The following is a 17899-nucleotide window of genomic DNA, read 5'->3' as shown; positions in this document are numbered from 1 at the left end:
TAACCGGTTTTTCTTGGTCTTACTGATAGATCGGGAATCGATCGGTCAGCGCCTTGACCCGTTCCTTGATCGCAGCTTCCACCAGCGGCGCCTTGCCGTCCGATGACTGCGCGATCGCGTTGAGGACCTCGGCGATCATGCCGCCGACCTGCTGGAATTCGGCGACGCCGAAGCCGCGCGTGGTCGCCGCCGGCGTACCCAGACGGATACCGGAGGTGACGAACGGCGACTCCGGGTCGAAGGGAATGCCGTTCTTGTTGCAGGTGATGGCGGCGCGAACCAGCGCCTTCTCCGAGGCGTTGCCCTTCAGGCCCTTCGGGCGGAGGTCGACCAGCATCAGATGGTTGTCGGTGCCGCCGGAGACGATGTCGAAGCCATGGCTCTTCATGGCTTCCGCCAGCGCCTTGGCGTTCTCGACGACGTTCTTCGCGTAGACCTTGAAGTCCGGACGCAGCGCCTCGCCGAAGGCAACCGCCTTCGCCGCGATCACGTGCATCAGCGGGCCGCCCTGCAGCCCCGGGAAGATCGCCGAATTGAACTTCTTGGTCAGCGCCTCGTCATTCCACAGCATCAGGCCACCGCGCGGGCCGCGCAGCGACTTGTGGGTCGTCGTCGTGGTGATGTGGGCATGCGGCACGGGCGAGGCATGCACGCCACCGGCGACGAGGCCGGCGAAGTGCGCCATGTCCACCAGGAGGTAGGCGCCGACGCTGTCGGCGATCTCGCGGAAGCGCTTGAAATCCCAGGCGCGCGAATAGGCCGAGCCGCCGGCGACGATCAGCTTCGGCTTGACCTCTTGGGCCTGCTTGGCGACCGCATCCATGTCGATGATCTGGTCCTCGCGGCGCACGGTGTAGTGCGCGGCCTTGAACCATTTGCCGCTCATGTTGACGGGCGAGCCGTGGGTGAGATGGCCGCCGGCCGCGAGATCGAGACCCATGAAGGTATCGCCGGGCTGCAGCAGCGCCAGGAACACCGCCTGGTTCATCTGGCTGCCGGAGTTCGGCTGCACGTTGGCGAAGCCCGCGCCGAACAGCTTCTTGGCGCGATCGATCGCGAGGTTCTCGGCGACGTCGACCCACTCACAACCGCCGTAGTAGCGCGCGCCCGGATAACCCTCTGCGTACTTGTTGGTCATGACCGAACCCTGCGCTTCCAGCACGGCCCGGCTGACGATGTTCTCGGAGGCGATCAGCTCGACTTCATGGCGCTGCCGGCCGAGCTCGCCCTTGATGGCGGCTGCGATTTCCGGGTCGGCCTGGTCGAGCGAGGCGCTGAAAAACGAATCGGGGGCGGAGGCGGTCTTGGGTGCAGTCATCTTGCGAATATCTCCACCGCCGCAGCCTTTTGGCGGGCTACGGGCGGTCTGGTGTGGCGATCGGAAGCGGCGAGCGCGATCTACCACATCGCCCGCAACTGGCCAAGTAGTTGCGGGTCGGGGCGGATATTTGTGCAAGATGTGGTGGGGGATTGGGGGATATGGCCGGCAGGCAGTTCTTTCGAACTGGCCCGCCCCGACGCCTCCGAAGGGTCCGTTTCGGACCCTTAACCAGCCGCCCTCTCCCGCCCGAGCGGGGTCGGCTTTCTCCTACAGCCCGGTATACCCCGCCTTCACGGGGTCCACGCTGCCGTCGAGCTGGCGCAAATAGGTCAGCCCGCAGACCGTCAGCCTGTGAGGGTCCTTCTCGCCGGCTTCCATCAGGGTATTGAGGTAGTTCGTGACCTTGGCCCTCGCCTCCTCGCTGGCCGCGGCGGTGCGGTTGGCGAGCAGGTCATAGGTCTGCATGATGCGGTCGATGGCGGCTTCCATGGCATCCTCTGGTTGGTCGATGTCTTTTGACTTGATGTCGATGTCTTGGGCGTTGATCAGGCAACCGCGCGGGGCCGGGCCTGCGCCTCGAACCTCGAGATCGCCTTGTTGGCGAGCCTGATCTTGTTGAATTCGCCGTGCTGGAGCAGCTTGATGATGACTTCGAGCAGGCCTTCGTTGGTGACGAGCGTATCGGGGATGGCCCCGGACCGGCGAAGGTAATTCGCGGCGATGGCGTAGGCCTCGCTCACGAGTTCCACGTTCATCGCCTGAAGCCCGCGCTCGACCAGCATCGCCAAGTTCTCCGATCGCCATCGATCCGAAGGAGATAAGCGCCGGACCCGGAACTGGTTCCCCGCTTCAGCGACTTTTTTCGCAGGTGCAAAAACGTAAACGCACCGGCCCGGGGGCAACTCCGGGCCGGCGCGCTTGGGGAAGTCAGGCACGTTTGGCAGGCTTGCCGGTCTTGTTGTGGGCCGGCTTGGCCTTGTTCGTTGGAAGTCTCAGAGGCGATACAGGATCTGGTCGGTCCAGAACCGCTCGAGGCGATGCAGCGACTTGTTCAGGGTCGAGAACTCCTCGCCCGAGATGCCGCCGACCTGCTCGACCGTCTTGACGTGCTTCTGGTAGAGCGTATCGACGATGCGGCGGACTTCCTGGCCCTGCGGCGTCAGGCGAATGCGCACCGAGCGGCGATCAACGCGCGAGCGCTGATGATCGAGGAAGCCGAGCTCGACGAGCTTCTTCAGATTGTAGGAGACGTTGGAGCCGAGATAGTAACCGCGCGTGCGCAGCTCGCCAGCGGTCAGCTCCTTGTCGCCGATGTTGTAGAGCAAGAGCGCCTGCACCGAGTTGATGTCCGCACGGCCGCGGCGATCGAATTCGTCCTTGATCACGTCGAGGAGCCGGCGATGCAGCCGCTCCACCAGAGTCAAAGCTTCCAGATAGAGCGACTGCACCGAACCCTGCTGGCCGGAGACGCGCTCTGCGGTATCTGCCGCAGTTGCGACGGCTTTCATCATGACACTTCCCCTGTTGTCGTTTTTATCGACACTTATTCGACGAAACTTGTGTCCCGCCTGATAGGTGCAACTTAAGGGGCGCGTTTGAAGATCGGCTTAAATAAGAGAATAAAGAGATCATGAATTTAAGAGAGTGAATTGCGGATTAAGCCTGTGCCACAAGCACTTTTCGAAAGCCTCTGTTGACCTTCGCAAGGTCCTGTTCACCCTCCGTCCGCCGCAACTGTCGCATTCCAGAACAGCCCCGCTCCGTTTCGAAACGGGCGCGTAAGGCCTGTGGCGGAACCGGCTGGTTAGCGAAAAGTAACGGCAAATTTTACGCAACTAACGGTCAACCAACCGGGCACAACTCCGCTCCCGTGTCCCGGACGAGCGAAGCGAAGATCCGGGACCCAGAAAGCCGCAAGCGAGAATTTGGAGAGATGGGCCCCGGCTCAGCAGCGCACCGCTGAAGTAGCGCTGCGCTGCGTCCGGGGCACGAGAGCATTGTTGATCGCGACGCTTGCGCTATGGCGGCCGTTCGCGCGCGGCCATCCAGGCGAGCGCGAGATAGGCGGCGAGCATGAAGGCCTCGACGCCGACGACGATCAGGCTGCCACCGTAAATCCCCGGGAACATCAGCTCTATCACCGCCATCGACACCACGGTCGTCAGCCACACCACCGCGCCCCACGGCGTCGCCAGCCACAGCCCGACCGCGGCGACGAGCTCGATCACCGCGAAGTAGACGGTCGACGCCTGCCAGGCCATCGACTGGTTCTCGAACGCCTCGTCCTCGCCGCCGACGAAGCCGGTGACCTGCGCCCAGTGATAGAGACCCTTCAGGATCGAGAGCAGCGCCATCACCCGCAGAAACAGCACGAGGCGGCGCGTCCAGACATTGTCGTCGGACTCGGCCCGCTCCGACGAGATCGCGGCGACCGACATGGCGCTCTCCCGCGCGGTCTCTCTGGCGGTGTCCCTGGCAGCGTCCCTGGCGTTGTCGCGGGCCGCATCGCGGGTTGAGATCTCGGACATGGGCCCCTTTTGGCTGCTTCGCCCTGCAAAATCAATCGGCTGCTATCCCTTGCGGCAGGTCAAGCCGCGGTGACGGGAACCATGCGAGCTGGTATAAGAATAATTCCAGCCGGAGGAAGAGTGATGGCGATCAAATACGGACGTCCGATCGAATTGCGCGAGGTCTCGCGCCACGAGGGCACGGCCGTGCCCCATGCCCTCGATCTGACCGTCCGCCCGCGCCGCAACCGCAAGGCCGAATGGGCCCGCCGCATGGTGCGGGAGAACGTGCTCACCACCGACGACCTGATCTGGCCGCTGTTCCTGATCGACGGCAACAACAAGCGCGAGCAGATTGCCTCGATGCCCGGCGTCGAGCGCCTCAGCGTCGACCAGGCCGTGCGTGAGGCCGAGCGCGCCGTGAAGCTCACCATCCCCTGCATCGCGTTGTTTCCCTACACCGACCCGTCCCTGCGCGACGAGGACGGCTCGGAAGCGACCAATCCGAACAATCTGGTCTGCCAGGCGGTGCGCGCGATCAAGAAGGAGTTTCCGGACATCGGCCTGCTCTGCGACGTCGCGCTCGATCCCTTCACCAGCCACGGCCATGACGGCCTGATCTCGGACGGCAGGATCCTGAACGACGAGACGGTCGCCGTGCTGGTGCGCCAGGCGCTAGTGCAGGCCGAAGCCGGCTGCGACATCATCGCGCCCTCCGACATGATGGACGGCCGCGTTGCCGCGATCCGCGAGGGGCTGGATCGCGCCGGTCAGTCCGACGTGCAGATCATGGCCTATGCGGCCAAATACGCCTCCGCGTTCTACGGCCCGTTCCGCGACGCCATCGGCTCGGCCAAGACGCTGACCGGCGACAAGCGCACCTATCAGATGGACAGCGCCAACACCGATGAAGCGCTGCGCGAGGTCGAACTCGACATCGCCGAAGGCGCCGACATGGTGATGGTCAAGCCCGGCATGCCCTATCTCGACGTGGTGCGCCGCGTGAAGGACACCTTCGCGATGCCGACCTTCGCCTATCAGGTGTCGGGCGAATACGCGATGATCGCTGCCGCCGCGAACAACGGCTGGCTCGACGGCGAGCGCGCCATGATGGAGAGCCTGCTCGCGTTCAAGCGCGCCGGCGCCGACGGCGTGCTCAGCTACTTTGCGCCGAAGGCGGCGGAGAAGTTGCGCAGCCAGGGATAAGGTGCCGTAGGCTGCCGCGTCATCTTCGGTGTCATCCCCGCGAAAGCGGGGATCCATACCGCGTGATCTATCGATGATGCGCTGTCGTCATACCGACAAAGGATAAGCGGCAAGTCTTCGCCAAACTGCTCCCTGTGGTTATGGATCCCCGCCTTCGCGGGGATGACCACCGAGGGTGTAGCGGCATTGGTGATGCTCAACCGACAGCCCTCCCCCCGCCCCCGAATCGCCGGAATATTTCGGCTTGTTAATGCCCCAGCGCCCTTGGCAGGGGGACGGCCTGTTCCCATGTCCTGCCTCGAGGGTTTTTCCCTCTGTTTCCCCCTTGGGAGGACGGATCATGTCGTACGACTCGGGCAATTCGGGCGCCTGGCGCAATGACGGCGGGGCGCAGCCGCACGCCTTCGACCCGTATCTGCAGCCCGAACTGTTCCGCGGTGTTGCGACGCGGCGGGTGTTCGCCTTCCTGATCGACATGGTCGTGATCTCGGTCCCGGTGATCCTCGGCTACATCTTCATCGCCTTGTTCGGCGTGGTCACGCTCGGCCTCGGCTGGGCGTTGTTCTGGCTGGCCTGGCCGGCCTCCGTGATCTGGGCCATCGTCTATTACGGCGCCTGCATCGGCGGCCCCTCGTCGGCGACCATCGGCATGCGGATCATGGATCTGGAGCTGCGCACCTGGTACGGCGCCCCCGGCTATTTCGTGCTCGGCGCCACCCATGCCGTGCTGTTCTGGGTGACGTTCTCGTTCCTGTCGCCCTTCGTGGTGCTGGTCGGCCTGTTCAACGGCCGCCGTCGCCTGCTGCACGATCTCGTGCTGGGAACGGTCGTGATCAACAACTCGGTCCGCGCACCCGTCGCCCAAGGAGCCACCCACGGCGCCCGAAGCTGGTGAGCAAGGACCTGTCAACCAGGACCCGCTAAGCTGTCTGACCTGACCCGCCGAGCAGACCAATTGACCAGGGGCTTCCGTAGCGCGATGCTGAGACCCACTTCGGAGGCCCACGACGTCCCTTGACCCAGCACTCGCGCGACACCCCTCAATTTTACCTGACGGCGCCCTCTCCCTGCCCCTATTTGCCGGGCCGGCATGAGCGCAAGGTGTTCACGCATCTGGTCGGCGAGCGCGCCGGCGACCTCAACGACCTCCTGACTCACGGCGGCTTTCGCCGCAGCCAGTCGATCGCCTACCGGCCGGCCTGCGACCAGTGCCGCGCCTGCGTCTCGGTGCGGGTCGTCGCCAACGAGTTCCGGCCGTCCCGCAACTTCCGCAAGGTGATGGCGCGCAACTCCGACATCATCGGCGAGCAGCGCAGCGCGGTTCCCACTTCCGAGCAATATTCGGTGTTCCGGGCCTATCTCGACGCCCGCCACCGCCACGGCGGCATGGCCGACATGACGGTGCTCGACTACGCCATGATGGTCGAGGACAGCCATGTCGAGACGCGCATCATCGAATACCGCAAGCGCGGCCCCGACAGCGGCATCACCGGACGCGGCGAGGAGCTGATCGCGGTGGCGCTGACCGATGTGCTCAGCGACGGCCTGTCGATGGTCTATTCGTTCTTCGAGCCTGGCCAGGTCAGCCGCTCGATGGGCACCTTCATGATCCTCGACCACATCGCCCGCGCCCGCCGCCAGGGACTGCCTTACGTCTATCTCGGCTACTGGATCGAGGGCTCCAAGAAGATGGACTACAAGGCCCGCTTCCTGCCGCAGCAGCGCCTCGCGCCCTCGGGCTGGCTGCGTATCGACGCGCAGGGCGATGCCGCCTCCGAGCCGCAAGACTGAGACGCGATCCGCAAAAGGCGCGCAGCGCCCTTCCGGAAAGGTCAGCCGCAAACAACAACCCTGAACGCGATCAAACCCGGGCGATGAATTTCAGCGCCGCGATCCCCGGCAGGAAGAAGTAACCACCCCCGAGCGTCTCCGTGAAGTGCTGCAGCGAAAGTTCACCGCCGCTGGCCTCGCCCGGGATTGTGAAAGCCTTCGGACACGACTGCGAGCCCACGATCGGATCATCCTGGCTCTCGAGCGTTCCAAATCTCCGGTTTTGCAGCCAACGCTGGTGGATGAACTCGAACTGCCGCTCGAGATCCGCATTGCAGGCGATGAAGAAGATGCCCTGCCGGCCCGAGGCCTCGGCATAGGGCCGCCCGCGCCGCAGCAGCCGATGCAGCTTGGATGACTTGATGCTCGATTGCACGTCGATGCCGAGCGAGTCCCGCGGATTGGAACGGCGCACATGGGCCCCCTTGGGGCACATGAAACCGTCGGCGTCCTCGACGCGATAGCGGAACGCATCGGCCGCCGAATCCGACACGGGCACGTTCGTGTTGCCTTTCCACGACAACGGCAGCCCGTCCTTCCTGCGCCCCATCAGTTTCTCGCCGGCCGAAACTCCGTTCGCCCTCTCGAAATCCGAATGCGACGCCTCGAACGCCTTGAACGCGTCCACTTTCTGCTCGAACTGTCGTACGGCGAGATAGCTTCCGTTCAGGGTGAACCGTCCGCTTGCGCTCGCCCATCCCTGCACGTCCGGGCAAAAGGTCAGCTCGTCGTATTCGTTGCGATAGCCCAGGATGAATTCGCCCGGCTCCACCAGTCGGTCGTCGTAGAGATCCCCGGCCTCCGCCCGCGCCTGCGCCAGGCTCCCGCCATCCTGATCCCTGAGGCCGCGGATCACTGGCTGGGCGAGGCCATCGCGGAATCCGAACGGCTCGCGCAGCTTGCCGTTCGCGTCGAAGAAATCGGAATCGTCGCCGGCCTCGATGACGGAGAAAGCACTCGGGTTGATCGCAGGCAGCCGCGACGCGGCGCCGCGCTTCTTCCATTCGGCAAGCAGGATATGCACGACCTCGCCGCCGCCGGGGCCTTCGTGATCGGTCCAGCACCACTTCCGGTATTCGTCACGCAACAGCTTGGCGCGCAATTCGCTGCCCATGCCGCTGCGGAACGGGGTTGGAAACGGATGGTCGCCGGTTTCCTGGCAACCCAGCTTCACCAGCCCCGAATAGGTGAAGCCGATCGCGACGACGGCATCGAGGGGCCCGCTCTCCTTCTGCTTCTTCTTGGCCTTGCCGACCTGTTCCGCACTGACGATCAGGCCGGTCCCGAGCAGTTCCGCCAGCCATGCCTTCGCCAGCTTCTCGTCGCGGATCGTCAGCAGCCTGAAGCGACTCGTGGTGAGCCAGCCGAAGCCGCTCTTCAGCATGCCCTGGATGTCGTGGCTTTGCTCGGAGAGACGCGGAGCGTGCTTCATGTCTCGATGGCCCTCATGATCAGATCGTCGTTCTTCTCGTTGCGCTCGCCGAACAGGGCGTCGCGCAGTCCCGTCGCGAGGTTGATCTGGTCGACGGTCCGGTTGCAGGCGTCGAAACGATAGAGATGCGGCAGCATGCTGTCGCGCGCATAGGACTTGAATCGCAGCTCGCACTTCACGCCGCGGAAGACGACGAAGCGCGTCGGCGGAAAGCTGCGTGACTTTGCAACGCCGGGCTGTCCCGCCAGCGCCGGGTCGCGTGGATGCAGCTCGGTCCAGCGCCAGGCCAGCGTGGTGCCGACGGCCGCGCCGTTGATGAAGTCGTCGAGATAGCCGCCGAAATTGCCGTCGTAGTTCGAGCAGAACAGAAAGCGGCGACCGCCGTCGATGATGTGCCAATGACCGAAATGGATGCCCGGCGCGTTGCCGAGCCAGCCTTGCGTGAAGAACACCCGTCCGGCGAACGTCACGATGCGCAGCGACACGCGGATGCACCACGCGCTCCACCATTGCGGGCCGCGCAGCTCCGTGAGGCTGAACATGTGCTGGGTGCCGCCGACCAAATCGGCCTCGCATTGCTCGACCGACGGATGGATCTGCTGGGCGCGCGGAACGTCGTCTTGAAGCGGATGAAAGAACTTTTTGCTCAGTTCGGTGAAATAGCGATTGAGCCAGTAGAACACCGCGCCGATGACGAGCACCGCGATGATCGCGACGACGGCGATCACCGTGATCTGCAGTCCCGTCAGCTTGGGCAGCTTAGGCTCGATGACGTTATGCATATAGTCCGGAGCGAGCGCATAGGCCAACGGAGCGAACGTATAGGCGATGGCGCAGGCGGCGACGGCCAGGAGCAGCGGCACGCCGATCACCCAGCCGCCCACATAGGTGGCCAGCGACGAGAGCGTCTCGGTCGGCCGGTCGAGCTCCTGCTGCACGCTGTTCAGCCAGCGCCTCCAGGACACGAATTGCGCGGGCAGCGGCACCAGGAACAGCCAGACCAGGAAGACAATGATCGCAAGCGCCAGCAGCCCGTGCCAGCTCATCGCGAACAGGCATTCGGTTGTCTTGGTGATGGCGTTTTCGATGGCCTGCCCAACGGACCCGGGCGCGCCGAAGAACCAGTTCCAGGCGCGCGGCAGCGTCCAGACGATCCCGAGCAAAAGGAACCACAGCACGATCGCCGCCACGGGATAAGCGAGCTTCGCACCGATGCTGGCGCCCTTCCCGCGCCAATAGGAGCGCGGCGAAGGCGTCGCCGCCCATCCGAAGCGGGGATTGGCGTAGGCCCACCGCGCCAGTGCCAGCGCGAAGGCGGTGCGATCGTTGCCGTATTTCGGCTTGAGGTTGCGCGCTTCGGTGCGCGTCTGGTCGAGCAGGTCCCTCTCCATCTCGATCTGCCGGACCGACCGGTCGCGAGCACCGACGAAGCCGCCATCGGCGATGCTGTGCCAGCTCATCAAATCCGCGAGCAATTGCTCCTTGTGCTTGGCCGTAGGCACCGCGACACCGGGAGCGATCATGGAGCCGAACAGCGCCCACATCGCGCCGTCGGAATGGTAGACGAGCCGATACAGCAGGTCGCAGGGGCGGAAGCCCTCCTCGACCGCCAGCTCGAGCACGAGCGACGGCTTCGGCGCGCCGTCCAAGGCCGGCAGCAGCCCGATCGAAGCGAAATGGACCACCGCGACGTCCTTCAAGAGGGCGTTCAACCCATCGTGGAGCGACGTTGGAAGCTTGGCCTCGCCGGCCCAGCCGGGCGCCACGATGCAGATCATCTGCTGCCGGACGATCTCGAGCATAGCCGTCTCTCCGCTCGCTCAGGTGATACGCATGCGCATGGACAACATCAGCGGCCCGTCATAGGTGATGGCCTTGTCCTCACCGCGCGCCAGTTGCAGGCGGGGCAGCGTCAGCAATCCGATCAGCGCGCTCGTCAGGATGTCCACCGCATGGTCCTTGGCAGGACATTGGCGGTAGCCATATCCGAACATGAGATAGCGCAAGGGATCGTCTTTGCCCCAGTCACGCTCGGGACAGAAGCGCCTGCTGTCGGAGACCACGCTCGGATCGAACAGCGCGGCGATCGACAGCAGCGCGATCTTGCCGCCACCGGGGCATTTGGCGTTCTGCCGCGCGCCGGTCTGCAGCTCCGTGTCCCTTGGCACGTCGCGCGCCAGCAGCGGAAAGATCGGGCGGAAACGCATGAGCTCGAGCACATGGTCGCGCACGTCCTTGCGGAAGCCGGCGTCGGTCCAGACGCGGTCCTTGAGACTTTTGGCCCGGGACAACAGCTGCTCGTAGACCTGGGGGCGGCCGAGCAGTTCCTGCACGGCAAGCGCTCCCGACTGAACCGTGACCGGATGCGAGATCCAGGCCAGCCCCACCGCGTTTCGCTCGATGTCTTCGGACGCGCTTTTGACACCCCACGCGGTACCGATGGGACCGGTCACGCGATCGATGCGCGCCTGAAGCGCGTCTCCGCAGGTCTCCGCCCGCCGCCGAAGGTCGAGCGTCGCAAGGTTGCCGGCCAGCAATTGACCCGCAACATACCGGATCTCCAGCATGTATTGCCGTTGCAGGCCTTCATCGACGGCGGCTTGGGCGGCCGGGTCCGCCGAGCCCGCCACCACCGCGTCGGTCGCCGATCCGAACAGCGGCTTCATGGCGTGGAATACGACCCACATCAGATAGTTGTCGATCAGATCGAAACTGCGATCTCCGGATCCCAGCATCGCAATCCGTTTCTTGGCTTCCTCGTCGGACGCGTTCGGGACGTCCAGGGCGTCGAGGCGCGCGTGGACCAGATCCCTGTCGGCCGTGTAGGTCGGGCCGGGATCCATGCCGATGAGGTAATCCCCGGACACCATGTTGGCCGCGTGCGCCGTGTTGGCAAAGCTGGGCGTGCGCGTCAGCACGTCCTTGACCGCGCTGGCGCGTGCCACCATGCCGAACCAGCCGCCTATCGCGGGCCAGCGCCGAAGCACTGCGCCGACCGCGCGCAAGACCGTGATGTGGCGGTTGAGCCAGCAGAACAGACCATAGGAGAGACGGCGTACTCCCGGCGCCATCGCGTCGGGTTCATAGGTCGAGAGTTTCATGCTGCGTACCCGTCCTTCCGCCAATCTGCGAGCGCCTCGGCAACCCGTCTCTGGTAGTGCGGCATGCCCAGACGCTCCGCTGCCTCGGCGGCCCGCTTGAAATGCGCCTCGGCGCCCGCCAGATCGCCGGCCTGCCGCAAGGTGTCCGCAAGCTCGCACAGGGCTTCGGTCTGGTGGCCGTATTCTTCGGCGGCCTGCTCGACGGCCTTGCGGCCGACCGCGATGGCATCGTCGAGCCGGTCGAGCTTGCGATAGGCAACGCCGAGGCTGACGCGCATGAACGTCCGGCCGTAGGGTCCGGCCGCCTCGTAGATGCGATCGGCGAAGCCCTTCTCCAGCATCGCCGCCGCCTCGGCGGCCTTGCCGTTGCGCGCGAGCGCGCTGCCGAGAACGCCGGTGCAGACCGAAAGCATGGTCGGGACGTTGTGCGTCATGCATTGCTGCACGCCCGTGCGCATCAAGGTCTCGGCACGATCGAGCTCCCCGCTCTCGATCCAGATCTGCGACTGGACGGTGTCGATCAGCAGACGGGAATAGGGATGGCTGATGTTCGACAGGATTTCATAGGCCTTGGCGCAGAACGCGTGGGCCCTCGCCGTGTCTCCCAGCCGCCAGAGCGTGCTGGCATGAAACGCATGCAGGTTGATGATCGGGATGGCGGCCCATCCGGCCTGCACGACATGCGCCGACAGCTCCGGTCCGTAGTCGGAGAGCAGAACCTGGCTTTCCATCGCCGCTTCGGCATAGCGACCGAGCGCATGGAGATGCATCAGGCGGGTCTGGTGCGCCGCCATCATCATGTGGCGGCGCTGCGCGAGACGGGCCGCTTCCAAACCTCGTGAGGCATACCCCAGGCCTTGCGCGAAGCGTCCGCGCATCCACAGGAACACCGCCGTCTCGGTCGACACCGCCGCCCGTGCGCGCTGATCGTTCAGTTGCACCGCGATGGCTTCCGCGCGCTCCATGTTGCTGAAGATGTCGTCGATCTGTCCAAGCGCCAGCATCGCCCCGATCGCTTCGAGTCGAAGCGCCAGCTCGAGGCTCTGCGCCACCGAGGCGTCATCGACGCGGCCGGCCGCCTGCAGCCCTTTCTCGAACAGCTGGAGGGCCTCCTGATTGGCCGAGCGCGAGATGGCGCGCGCCATCGACTTGACGGTGAAGCGGGCCGCCTGCTCCCACTCCTCCCCCTTGAAGGCATGGTGTGCGAGCGCCGGGGCGACATCCGCCTCGGTCGCTCCGGGGCGCGCATGCAGCGCCAGGAAGGCCTGACGGTGCAGCGCCTTGAGCCGCGCGCGCGTCAGGGCGCCGAGCACGACATCGCGCACCAAGGCGTGGCGAAACGCGAAGGCGTGCTGATCGAGCGGACCGCGCGCCTGATCCGGTCCCGTCAACAGGCCGGATGCGACGCACAGGCCCAGCAATTCTTCGGCTCGCGCGATGTCCGCGGCCTGCATCGCCGCGATCAGCTCGCGCGTGATGGGATCGCCGAGGATCGCCGCTGCCTCGAGCGCGGACTTTGCAGCTTCCGGCAGCCTGTCGACGCGCGCGCCGATCACCGCGGCAATCGAGCCCGGCACGCGCAGGTCTCCGGGCGGCCGCTGCAGGCGATATGCACCCGGCGTTCCCTCCAGCGACCCGTCGTCGATCAGCGTGATGACCAATTGCTCCAGGTAGAACGGATTGCCGTCCGCGCGCGTGACCAGCTCACTGACGACGCCGAGCACGGACGGGTCGTCCCCCAGCAGCGCGCGCGCGAGCCTGAGCATCTCGCCGTCGCGCAGAGGCTCGATCACGCGTTCTGCAAACCACGGGGCCTGGCGCCATTGATGGTCGAAATCGGGTCGATAGCTGACACAGACCAGGATGGGCAGTCCCTGAAGCTTCGGGAGCAGTGCCTCGAACAACCGCCGGCTGTCGCGGTCGGCCAGGAAAACGTCCTCGAGCACGAGCACGAACGGCCCCGCCTGGGCGCGTCTGCGCACCAGCCACAGCAACGCCTCGCCAATCCGGCGCCGCCGCTGCGCCGGATTCAGCGCCAGCCACGCCTGGTCCGGCGCCTCCAGACCCAGGAGATCATTGACCGCCGCAAGATGCGCGGCGCCTTCGCTGGCCCATGCGGCAGCCAGCGTCCGCCCGACCGATTGTGCGTCCGTCTCGCTCGATTGCGGCAATGCGGCCAGGCTTGCGCTCAGATCCGCGGCGGTGCTGTAGGCGCGCGCGCTCGCATACCCCCTCGCCTGCGAAATGCAGACCTCCATGCCCTCGCTTGCAAGGGCAGCGACCCAGTCGGCGATCAGGCGGGACTTCCCGATTCCGGCATCGCCGCACAGCCCGATCGTTCGCATCGCACCTGTTCGGACGATGTCGAGATCCCCGGCCAGGATCCGCAACGTATCCTCGCGGCCGACCAGCGGTGCCCAGCGCGGCTTGCGCGTCAGCGGCGCCGCCGCCGAACTTTCGGTGGCGACCACGACCTCATGGAGCTCGACCGGATCATCCAGCCCTCGTACCGGACGCGTCCCCATCGGCCGCGTGTCGATCTGCTGCGCGACGAGGCGCTGTGTCGCGGCACTGATCAGGATGCCGCCGGGCTGCGCCAACTTTTCCAGCCGCGATGCAAGGTGGATGGTCTTGCCGTCGGCGCCGTAATGCGACCAGCCGTATTGTCCGACGACACCGACCAGGACTTCACCCGAATTGATGCCGATGCGCAGCATCGGGCTGGCCACGCCCTGAACATCGTGGCCGGGAATGCTGGCCCGCTGCATCTTGAGGGCGGCGAGGCACGCGCGCAGCGCGTGATCCTCCTGCGCCACGGGCGCGCCGAACAGGGCGACGAGCCCGTCGCCGAGCAGCTGGCTCACCGTGCCGCCATAGGTCCCCACCGCTTCGGCCAAATGGTTCAGCGCCTTGCCGAGATAGTTGCGGGCTTCCTCGGGGTCGGAGTGCTGGAGCAGCGCGGTGGAGTCGCAGACGTCGACGAAGAGAACGCTGACCTGCTTGTTTTCGGTCAGCATCTGCGACCGAACGGCGGCCTGATCATGCAGCGGAACGACGCGTGCGTCGTGATCAGTCGGGCTGGCGACGGAGGGACGGGCCGGCTGCTCCACGGCACGATCGAGACGCGCGCCACATTGCGAGCAGAAGCGATGCTCGCGAGCAATACGGGCTGAACATGCTGGACACTTGGTCACGGCAGCACACGCTCATCAATGACTTCAACACAGCAATCAACGCATTCTGGCTTGATCATCGTCCCTTTCCGGGACGCGAACCCGCGCAGCAATAATCAATCAGCCACCAATGGCTTCACCATTGGCTTCGTGCGCGACCTCACGCACAACCCTTCGAAGATCCGGAGAAAATGCGATCGGCGCACTTACTCCGGCGCGGGACCGCCGATTATCCCGCCGGGAGAAAAATCAATCCTGAAAAATGCAACGTCATAATATGGCCTGTCAGCAGATGTGGCCTATCAGCAATTGAAGGTAGTATACCCTCTTCACACCAATTGAAAAGCGGTAGTTCGCCCGGCGCGCGCCGAAAGCCCTTCGGCCACCGGACGGCGTGCATTTCCGAAGGGCTGGGCCGGGCTCGCGCGAAACGGTTACAGGCGACAGGCGGCGCCGCGGCCAGAGCGTCGAAACATGCTCCGCGCGCACGGCGCGGGTCGCGCCCTGCCCTCAGCCGAACAACGTGTCGAACAACAGTTTCAGGTTCAGGATCACGATGGCGCCCGCGACGATCCACGCGATCGCAGCAACGTATGAGGGAATGGCGAACCTTCCCATCTTGCGGCGGTCGGAGACGAAGCGGACCAGCGGAATGACGGCGAAGGGCAGCTGCATCGACAGCACGACCTGGCTGAACACCAGGAGATCAGCGGTGCCGCGCTCGCCATAAATCGCGGTGACGACGATCACCGGAACGATGGCGATGCCGCGCGTCAGCAGACGGCGCGCCCAGCTCGGCAGGCGCAGGTCGAGAAAACCCTCCATCACGATCTGGCCGGCGAGCGTCGCGGTCACCGTCGAGTTGAGGCCGGAGGCGAGCAGCGCCACCGCGAACAGCGTCGAGGCGATGCCGAGGCCGAGCAGCGGCGACAACAATTCGAAAGCCTGGCCGATCTCGGCCACGTCCGAATGTCCGCTCTTGTGGAAGGTCGCAGCGGCGACCACGAGGATCGCGGCATTGATGAACAGCGCCAGCATCAGGGCGATGGTCGAATCCGTCGTCGCCCATTTGATCGCCTCGCGGCGGCCCTCGTCGTTGCGCTCATAGGCGCGGGTCTGCACGATCGAGGAGTGCAGATAGAGATTATGCGGCATCACGGTGGCGCCGATGATGCCGATCGCGATGTAGAGCATCTCCGGATTGGTGAAGATCTCGGTCTTCGGCATGAAGCCGTGCAGGACCTCCGCGACCGGCGGCGCGGCCGCCGCGATCTGGACCGCGAAGCACACCGCGATCACTGCGAGCAGCGCCATGACGAAGGCTTCGAGGAAACGGAAGCCACGGTTCATCAACAACAGCAGCAGGAACGCATCGAGCGCGGCGAGCAGCGCGCCGCCGATCAGGGGGATGCCGAACAGCAGTTTCAGCGCGATCGCGGTGCCGATGACTTCGGCCAGATCACAGGCGATGATCGCCGCCTCGCAGGCGAGCCACAGCAGGAAGTTCACCCCCGGCGAATAGGTGGCGCGGCAGGCCTGTGCGAGGTCGCGGTCGGTGACGATGCCGAGCCGTGCCGCCAGCGACTGCAGCAGGATCGCCATCAAATTCGAGAGCAGGATGACGGAGAGCAGCGTGTAGCCGAACTTCGATCCGCCGGCGAGATCGGTCGCCCAATTGCCGGGGTCCATGTAGCCGACGGAGACGAGATAGCCCGGACCGACGAAGGCGAGCAGCCGGCGCCACCAGCGGCCCGCGGTCGGAACGGCGACCGTGGCATTGACCTCGGCGAGGCTTTTGGTGGCGGGCGCATCAGCGCGCCAGCCGGCGGCGTCGGGCGTCAAATCGGGCGATCGGGCATCCATGGGGCGAGAATACCGAAGTCGGGGCTTATTGCAACTCATTTGCAACTGCATCTAGTGGCATGAGTTCCCGTCCCGACCGCGTTATGCGCCGCCCTGTCGGAAACCGGGTGGGTTTGGCGGCCCCTGGCGCCGGATACTCGCGCCAATCCGACTTTGCAGGAAATGAGCCATGTCAAACCCGCCTCGTCTCCCCGACACCTTTGGCCGCCTCGCCTGGTCCAACCTTGCGGCGCAGTCGGCCGAGCAGATCGCTTTGGCCGCCGCGCCCATCGTCGCCGTGCTCACGCTCGGGGTTGCGGAAGGCCAGACCGGCCTGCTGCAGACGGCGCTGACCCTGCCCTTCGTGCTGTTCGCCATTCCCGCCGGCCTGCTTGCCGACCGCATCTCGCGCCGCTCGCTGATGGCGGGCGCCGAGGCCCTGCGCGCTGTGGCGCTCGCCACCATCGTGCTGCTGCTGGCGCTCGGCGCGCTCAACCTGCCGCTGCTGGCGCTGCTCGGATTCGCCGCGGTGTGCGGCACCGTCGTCTACAGCGTGGCCGCGCCGGCGCTGGTGCCCTCGCTGGTCAGCGCAGAGCTGCTGCCGGCCGCGAATGCCCGCATCGAGCTTGCGCGCACCGTCGCCTTTGCCAGCGGGCCTGCGCTCGGCGGCGCGCTGGTGGGCTGGTGGGGCGCGAGCCCGGCCTTCGGCTTCGCCGCGGCGCTGTCGGCGATCGCGGTGGTGCTGCTGTCAGGCATCTACGAGCCCGCACGTAGCCCCTCGCCGCGGCGGCATCCATTCCAGGACATCCGCGAAGGCGCCGCCTTCGTGTTTCACCATCCGCTTCTGCGGCCGGTGTTCATCACCCAGTTCATCTTCAACACCGGCTGGTTCCTGCAGATCGCCGTGTTCGTGCCCTATGCCGTACGCCATCTCGGCCTGACCGCCGCCGGCGTCGGCACCGTGCTGACGATGTACGGCGTCGGCATGGTGATCGGCGCGCTGTTCGCCACCCGCGTGATGCAGCGCATCGCCTTCGGCACCGTGGTCGGCCTCGGCCCGGTCACCGGCTTCGTCGCCGCGGTGGTGATGGCGCTGACGGTGCTGGTCCCCTCGCCCGCGCTTGCGGCCTTGAGCTTCTTCCTGCTCGGCGTCGGCCCGATCCTGTGGGTGATCTCGACCACGACGCTGCGCCAGTCCGTGACGCCGCCGCGCCTGCTCGGCCGCGTCTCCGCCATCAACATCATGAGCTACGGCGCCCGTCCGCTCGGCTCGGCGCTGGGCGCAATCGTCGGCGGCCTCTGGAGCGCGGAAGCGTGCCTTTATCTCGCAGCCGCCGTGTTCGGCGTGCAGGCGCTGGTGATCTGGCTCTCGCCGGCCGTGGCGCTGGACCGGCAACCGGACATGGTGGGAGATGAGGCCGCCGTGAGGTGCTAGCCCAGATGTCGTCCCCGCGAACGCGGGGACCCATAACCCCAGGGAGAAGTTG

General features: G+C 65.6%; 14 protein-coding genes. 4 read left to right on the top strand and 10 right to left on the bottom strand.

The features are described from left to right. Window positions 1-19 precede the first annotated feature (19 nt). From glyA to QRQ56_RS04370, 5 genes are all read right to left on the bottom strand, one after another. Complete coding sequence (gene glyA, locus QRQ56_RS04390; protein WP_438737832.1) at window positions 20-1318, bottom strand: serine hydroxymethyltransferase; 1299 nt, start codon at window positions 1316-1318, stop codon at window positions 20-22. Window positions 1319-1588: 270 nt separating this feature from the next. Further along, on the bottom strand, window positions 1589-1810 hold the full coding sequence (locus QRQ56_RS04385) for a hypothetical protein (protein ID WP_014494771.1): 222 nt from the start codon (window positions 1808-1810) through the stop codon (window positions 1589-1591). 56 nt (window positions 1811-1866) lie between these two features. Next, window positions 1867-2103, bottom strand: coding sequence for a hypothetical protein (locus tag QRQ56_RS04380; RefSeq protein WP_438737830.1), 237 nt, complete (start codon window positions 2101-2103; stop codon window positions 1867-1869). 210 nt (window positions 2104-2313) lie between these two features. Then, complete coding sequence (gene ldtR, locus QRQ56_RS04375; RefSeq protein ID WP_106952563.1) at window positions 2314-2832, bottom strand: transcriptional regulator LdtR; 519 nt, start codon at window positions 2830-2832, stop codon at window positions 2314-2316. A gap of 507 nt (window positions 2833-3339) precedes the next feature. Further along, complete coding sequence (locus QRQ56_RS04370) at window positions 3340-3849, bottom strand: DUF6163 family protein (protein WP_438737827.1); 510 nt, start codon at window positions 3847-3849, stop codon at window positions 3340-3342. Between the two features lie 123 nt (window positions 3850-3972). On the opposite strand from QRQ56_RS04370, the gene hemB reads away from it, so the two are divergent. The 3 genes from hemB (at window position 3973) to QRQ56_RS04355 (ending at window position 6825) form a co-directional block, all read left to right on the top strand. Further along, window positions 3973-5034, top strand: coding sequence for a porphobilinogen synthase (hemB, locus tag QRQ56_RS04365; protein WP_438737826.1), 1062 nt, complete (start codon window positions 3973-3975; stop codon window positions 5032-5034). Between the two features lie 340 nt (window positions 5035-5374). Then, a complete protein-coding gene (locus QRQ56_RS04360) occupies window positions 5375-5929 on the top strand; it encodes an RDD family protein (RefSeq protein WP_438737824.1) in 555 nt (184 codons plus the stop codon). A 119-nt stretch (window positions 5930-6048) separates the two neighbouring features. Beyond that, window positions 6049-6825 carry an arginyltransferase gene (locus tag QRQ56_RS04355; RefSeq protein ID WP_097663231.1) on the top strand — a complete coding sequence of 259 codons (777 nt, stop codon included), beginning with the start codon at window positions 6049-6051 and terminating at the stop codon, window positions 6823-6825. Between the two features lie 70 nt (window positions 6826-6895). Here QRQ56_RS04355 and QRQ56_RS04350 read toward each other — a convergent pair whose 3' ends face one another. The 5 genes from QRQ56_RS04350 to QRQ56_RS04330 all read right to left on the bottom strand — a co-directional run bounded on the left by QRQ56_RS04350 (window position 6896) and on the right by QRQ56_RS04330 (window position 16433). Beyond that, window positions 6896-8296 carry a Dyp-type peroxidase gene (locus tag QRQ56_RS04350; protein ID WP_438737822.1) on the bottom strand — a complete coding sequence of 467 codons (1401 nt, stop codon included), beginning with the start codon at window positions 8294-8296 and terminating at the stop codon, window positions 6896-6898. Further along, window positions 8293-10098: a hypothetical protein gene (locus QRQ56_RS04345; RefSeq protein ID WP_438737821.1), complete on the bottom strand. Its 1806-nt coding sequence runs from the start codon at window positions 10096-10098 to the stop codon at window positions 8293-8295. Before QRQ56_RS04345 ends, QRQ56_RS04350 begins: the two co-directional genes overlap by 4 nt. Window positions 10099-10116: 18 nt before the next feature. Continuing rightward, a complete protein-coding gene (locus QRQ56_RS04340) occupies window positions 10117-11301 on the bottom strand; it encodes a cytochrome P450 (RefSeq protein WP_438737819.1) in 1185 nt (394 codons plus the stop codon). Between the two features lie 92 nt (window positions 11302-11393). Further along, on the bottom strand, window positions 11394-14507 hold the full coding sequence (locus QRQ56_RS04335) for an ATP-binding protein (protein ID WP_438737817.1): 3114 nt from the start codon (window positions 14505-14507) through the stop codon (window positions 11394-11396). Between the two features lie 573 nt (window positions 14508-15080). Further along, entirely contained in the window at window positions 15081-16433 is a 1353-nt protein-coding gene (locus QRQ56_RS04330; protein WP_438737816.1) for an Nramp family divalent metal transporter, read from the bottom strand. A gap of 169 nt (window positions 16434-16602) precedes the next feature. Between QRQ56_RS04330 and QRQ56_RS04325 the strand changes: the two genes are divergently transcribed. Then, window positions 16603-17847: an MFS transporter gene (locus tag QRQ56_RS04325; RefSeq protein ID WP_438737815.1), complete on the top strand. Its 1245-nt coding sequence runs from the start codon at window positions 16603-16605 to the stop codon at window positions 17845-17847. The last annotated feature ends 52 nt before the right edge of the window (window positions 17848-17899 follow it).

Origin of the sequence: Bradyrhizobium sp. U531 (assembly GCF_051710265.1) — a bacterium.
Classification (GTDB): domain Bacteria; phylum Pseudomonadota; class Alphaproteobacteria; order Rhizobiales; family Xanthobacteraceae; genus Bradyrhizobium.
The sequence above is the reverse complement of the archived record's forward strand: the minus strand, read 5'-3'. Positions and strand labels throughout refer to the sequence as shown.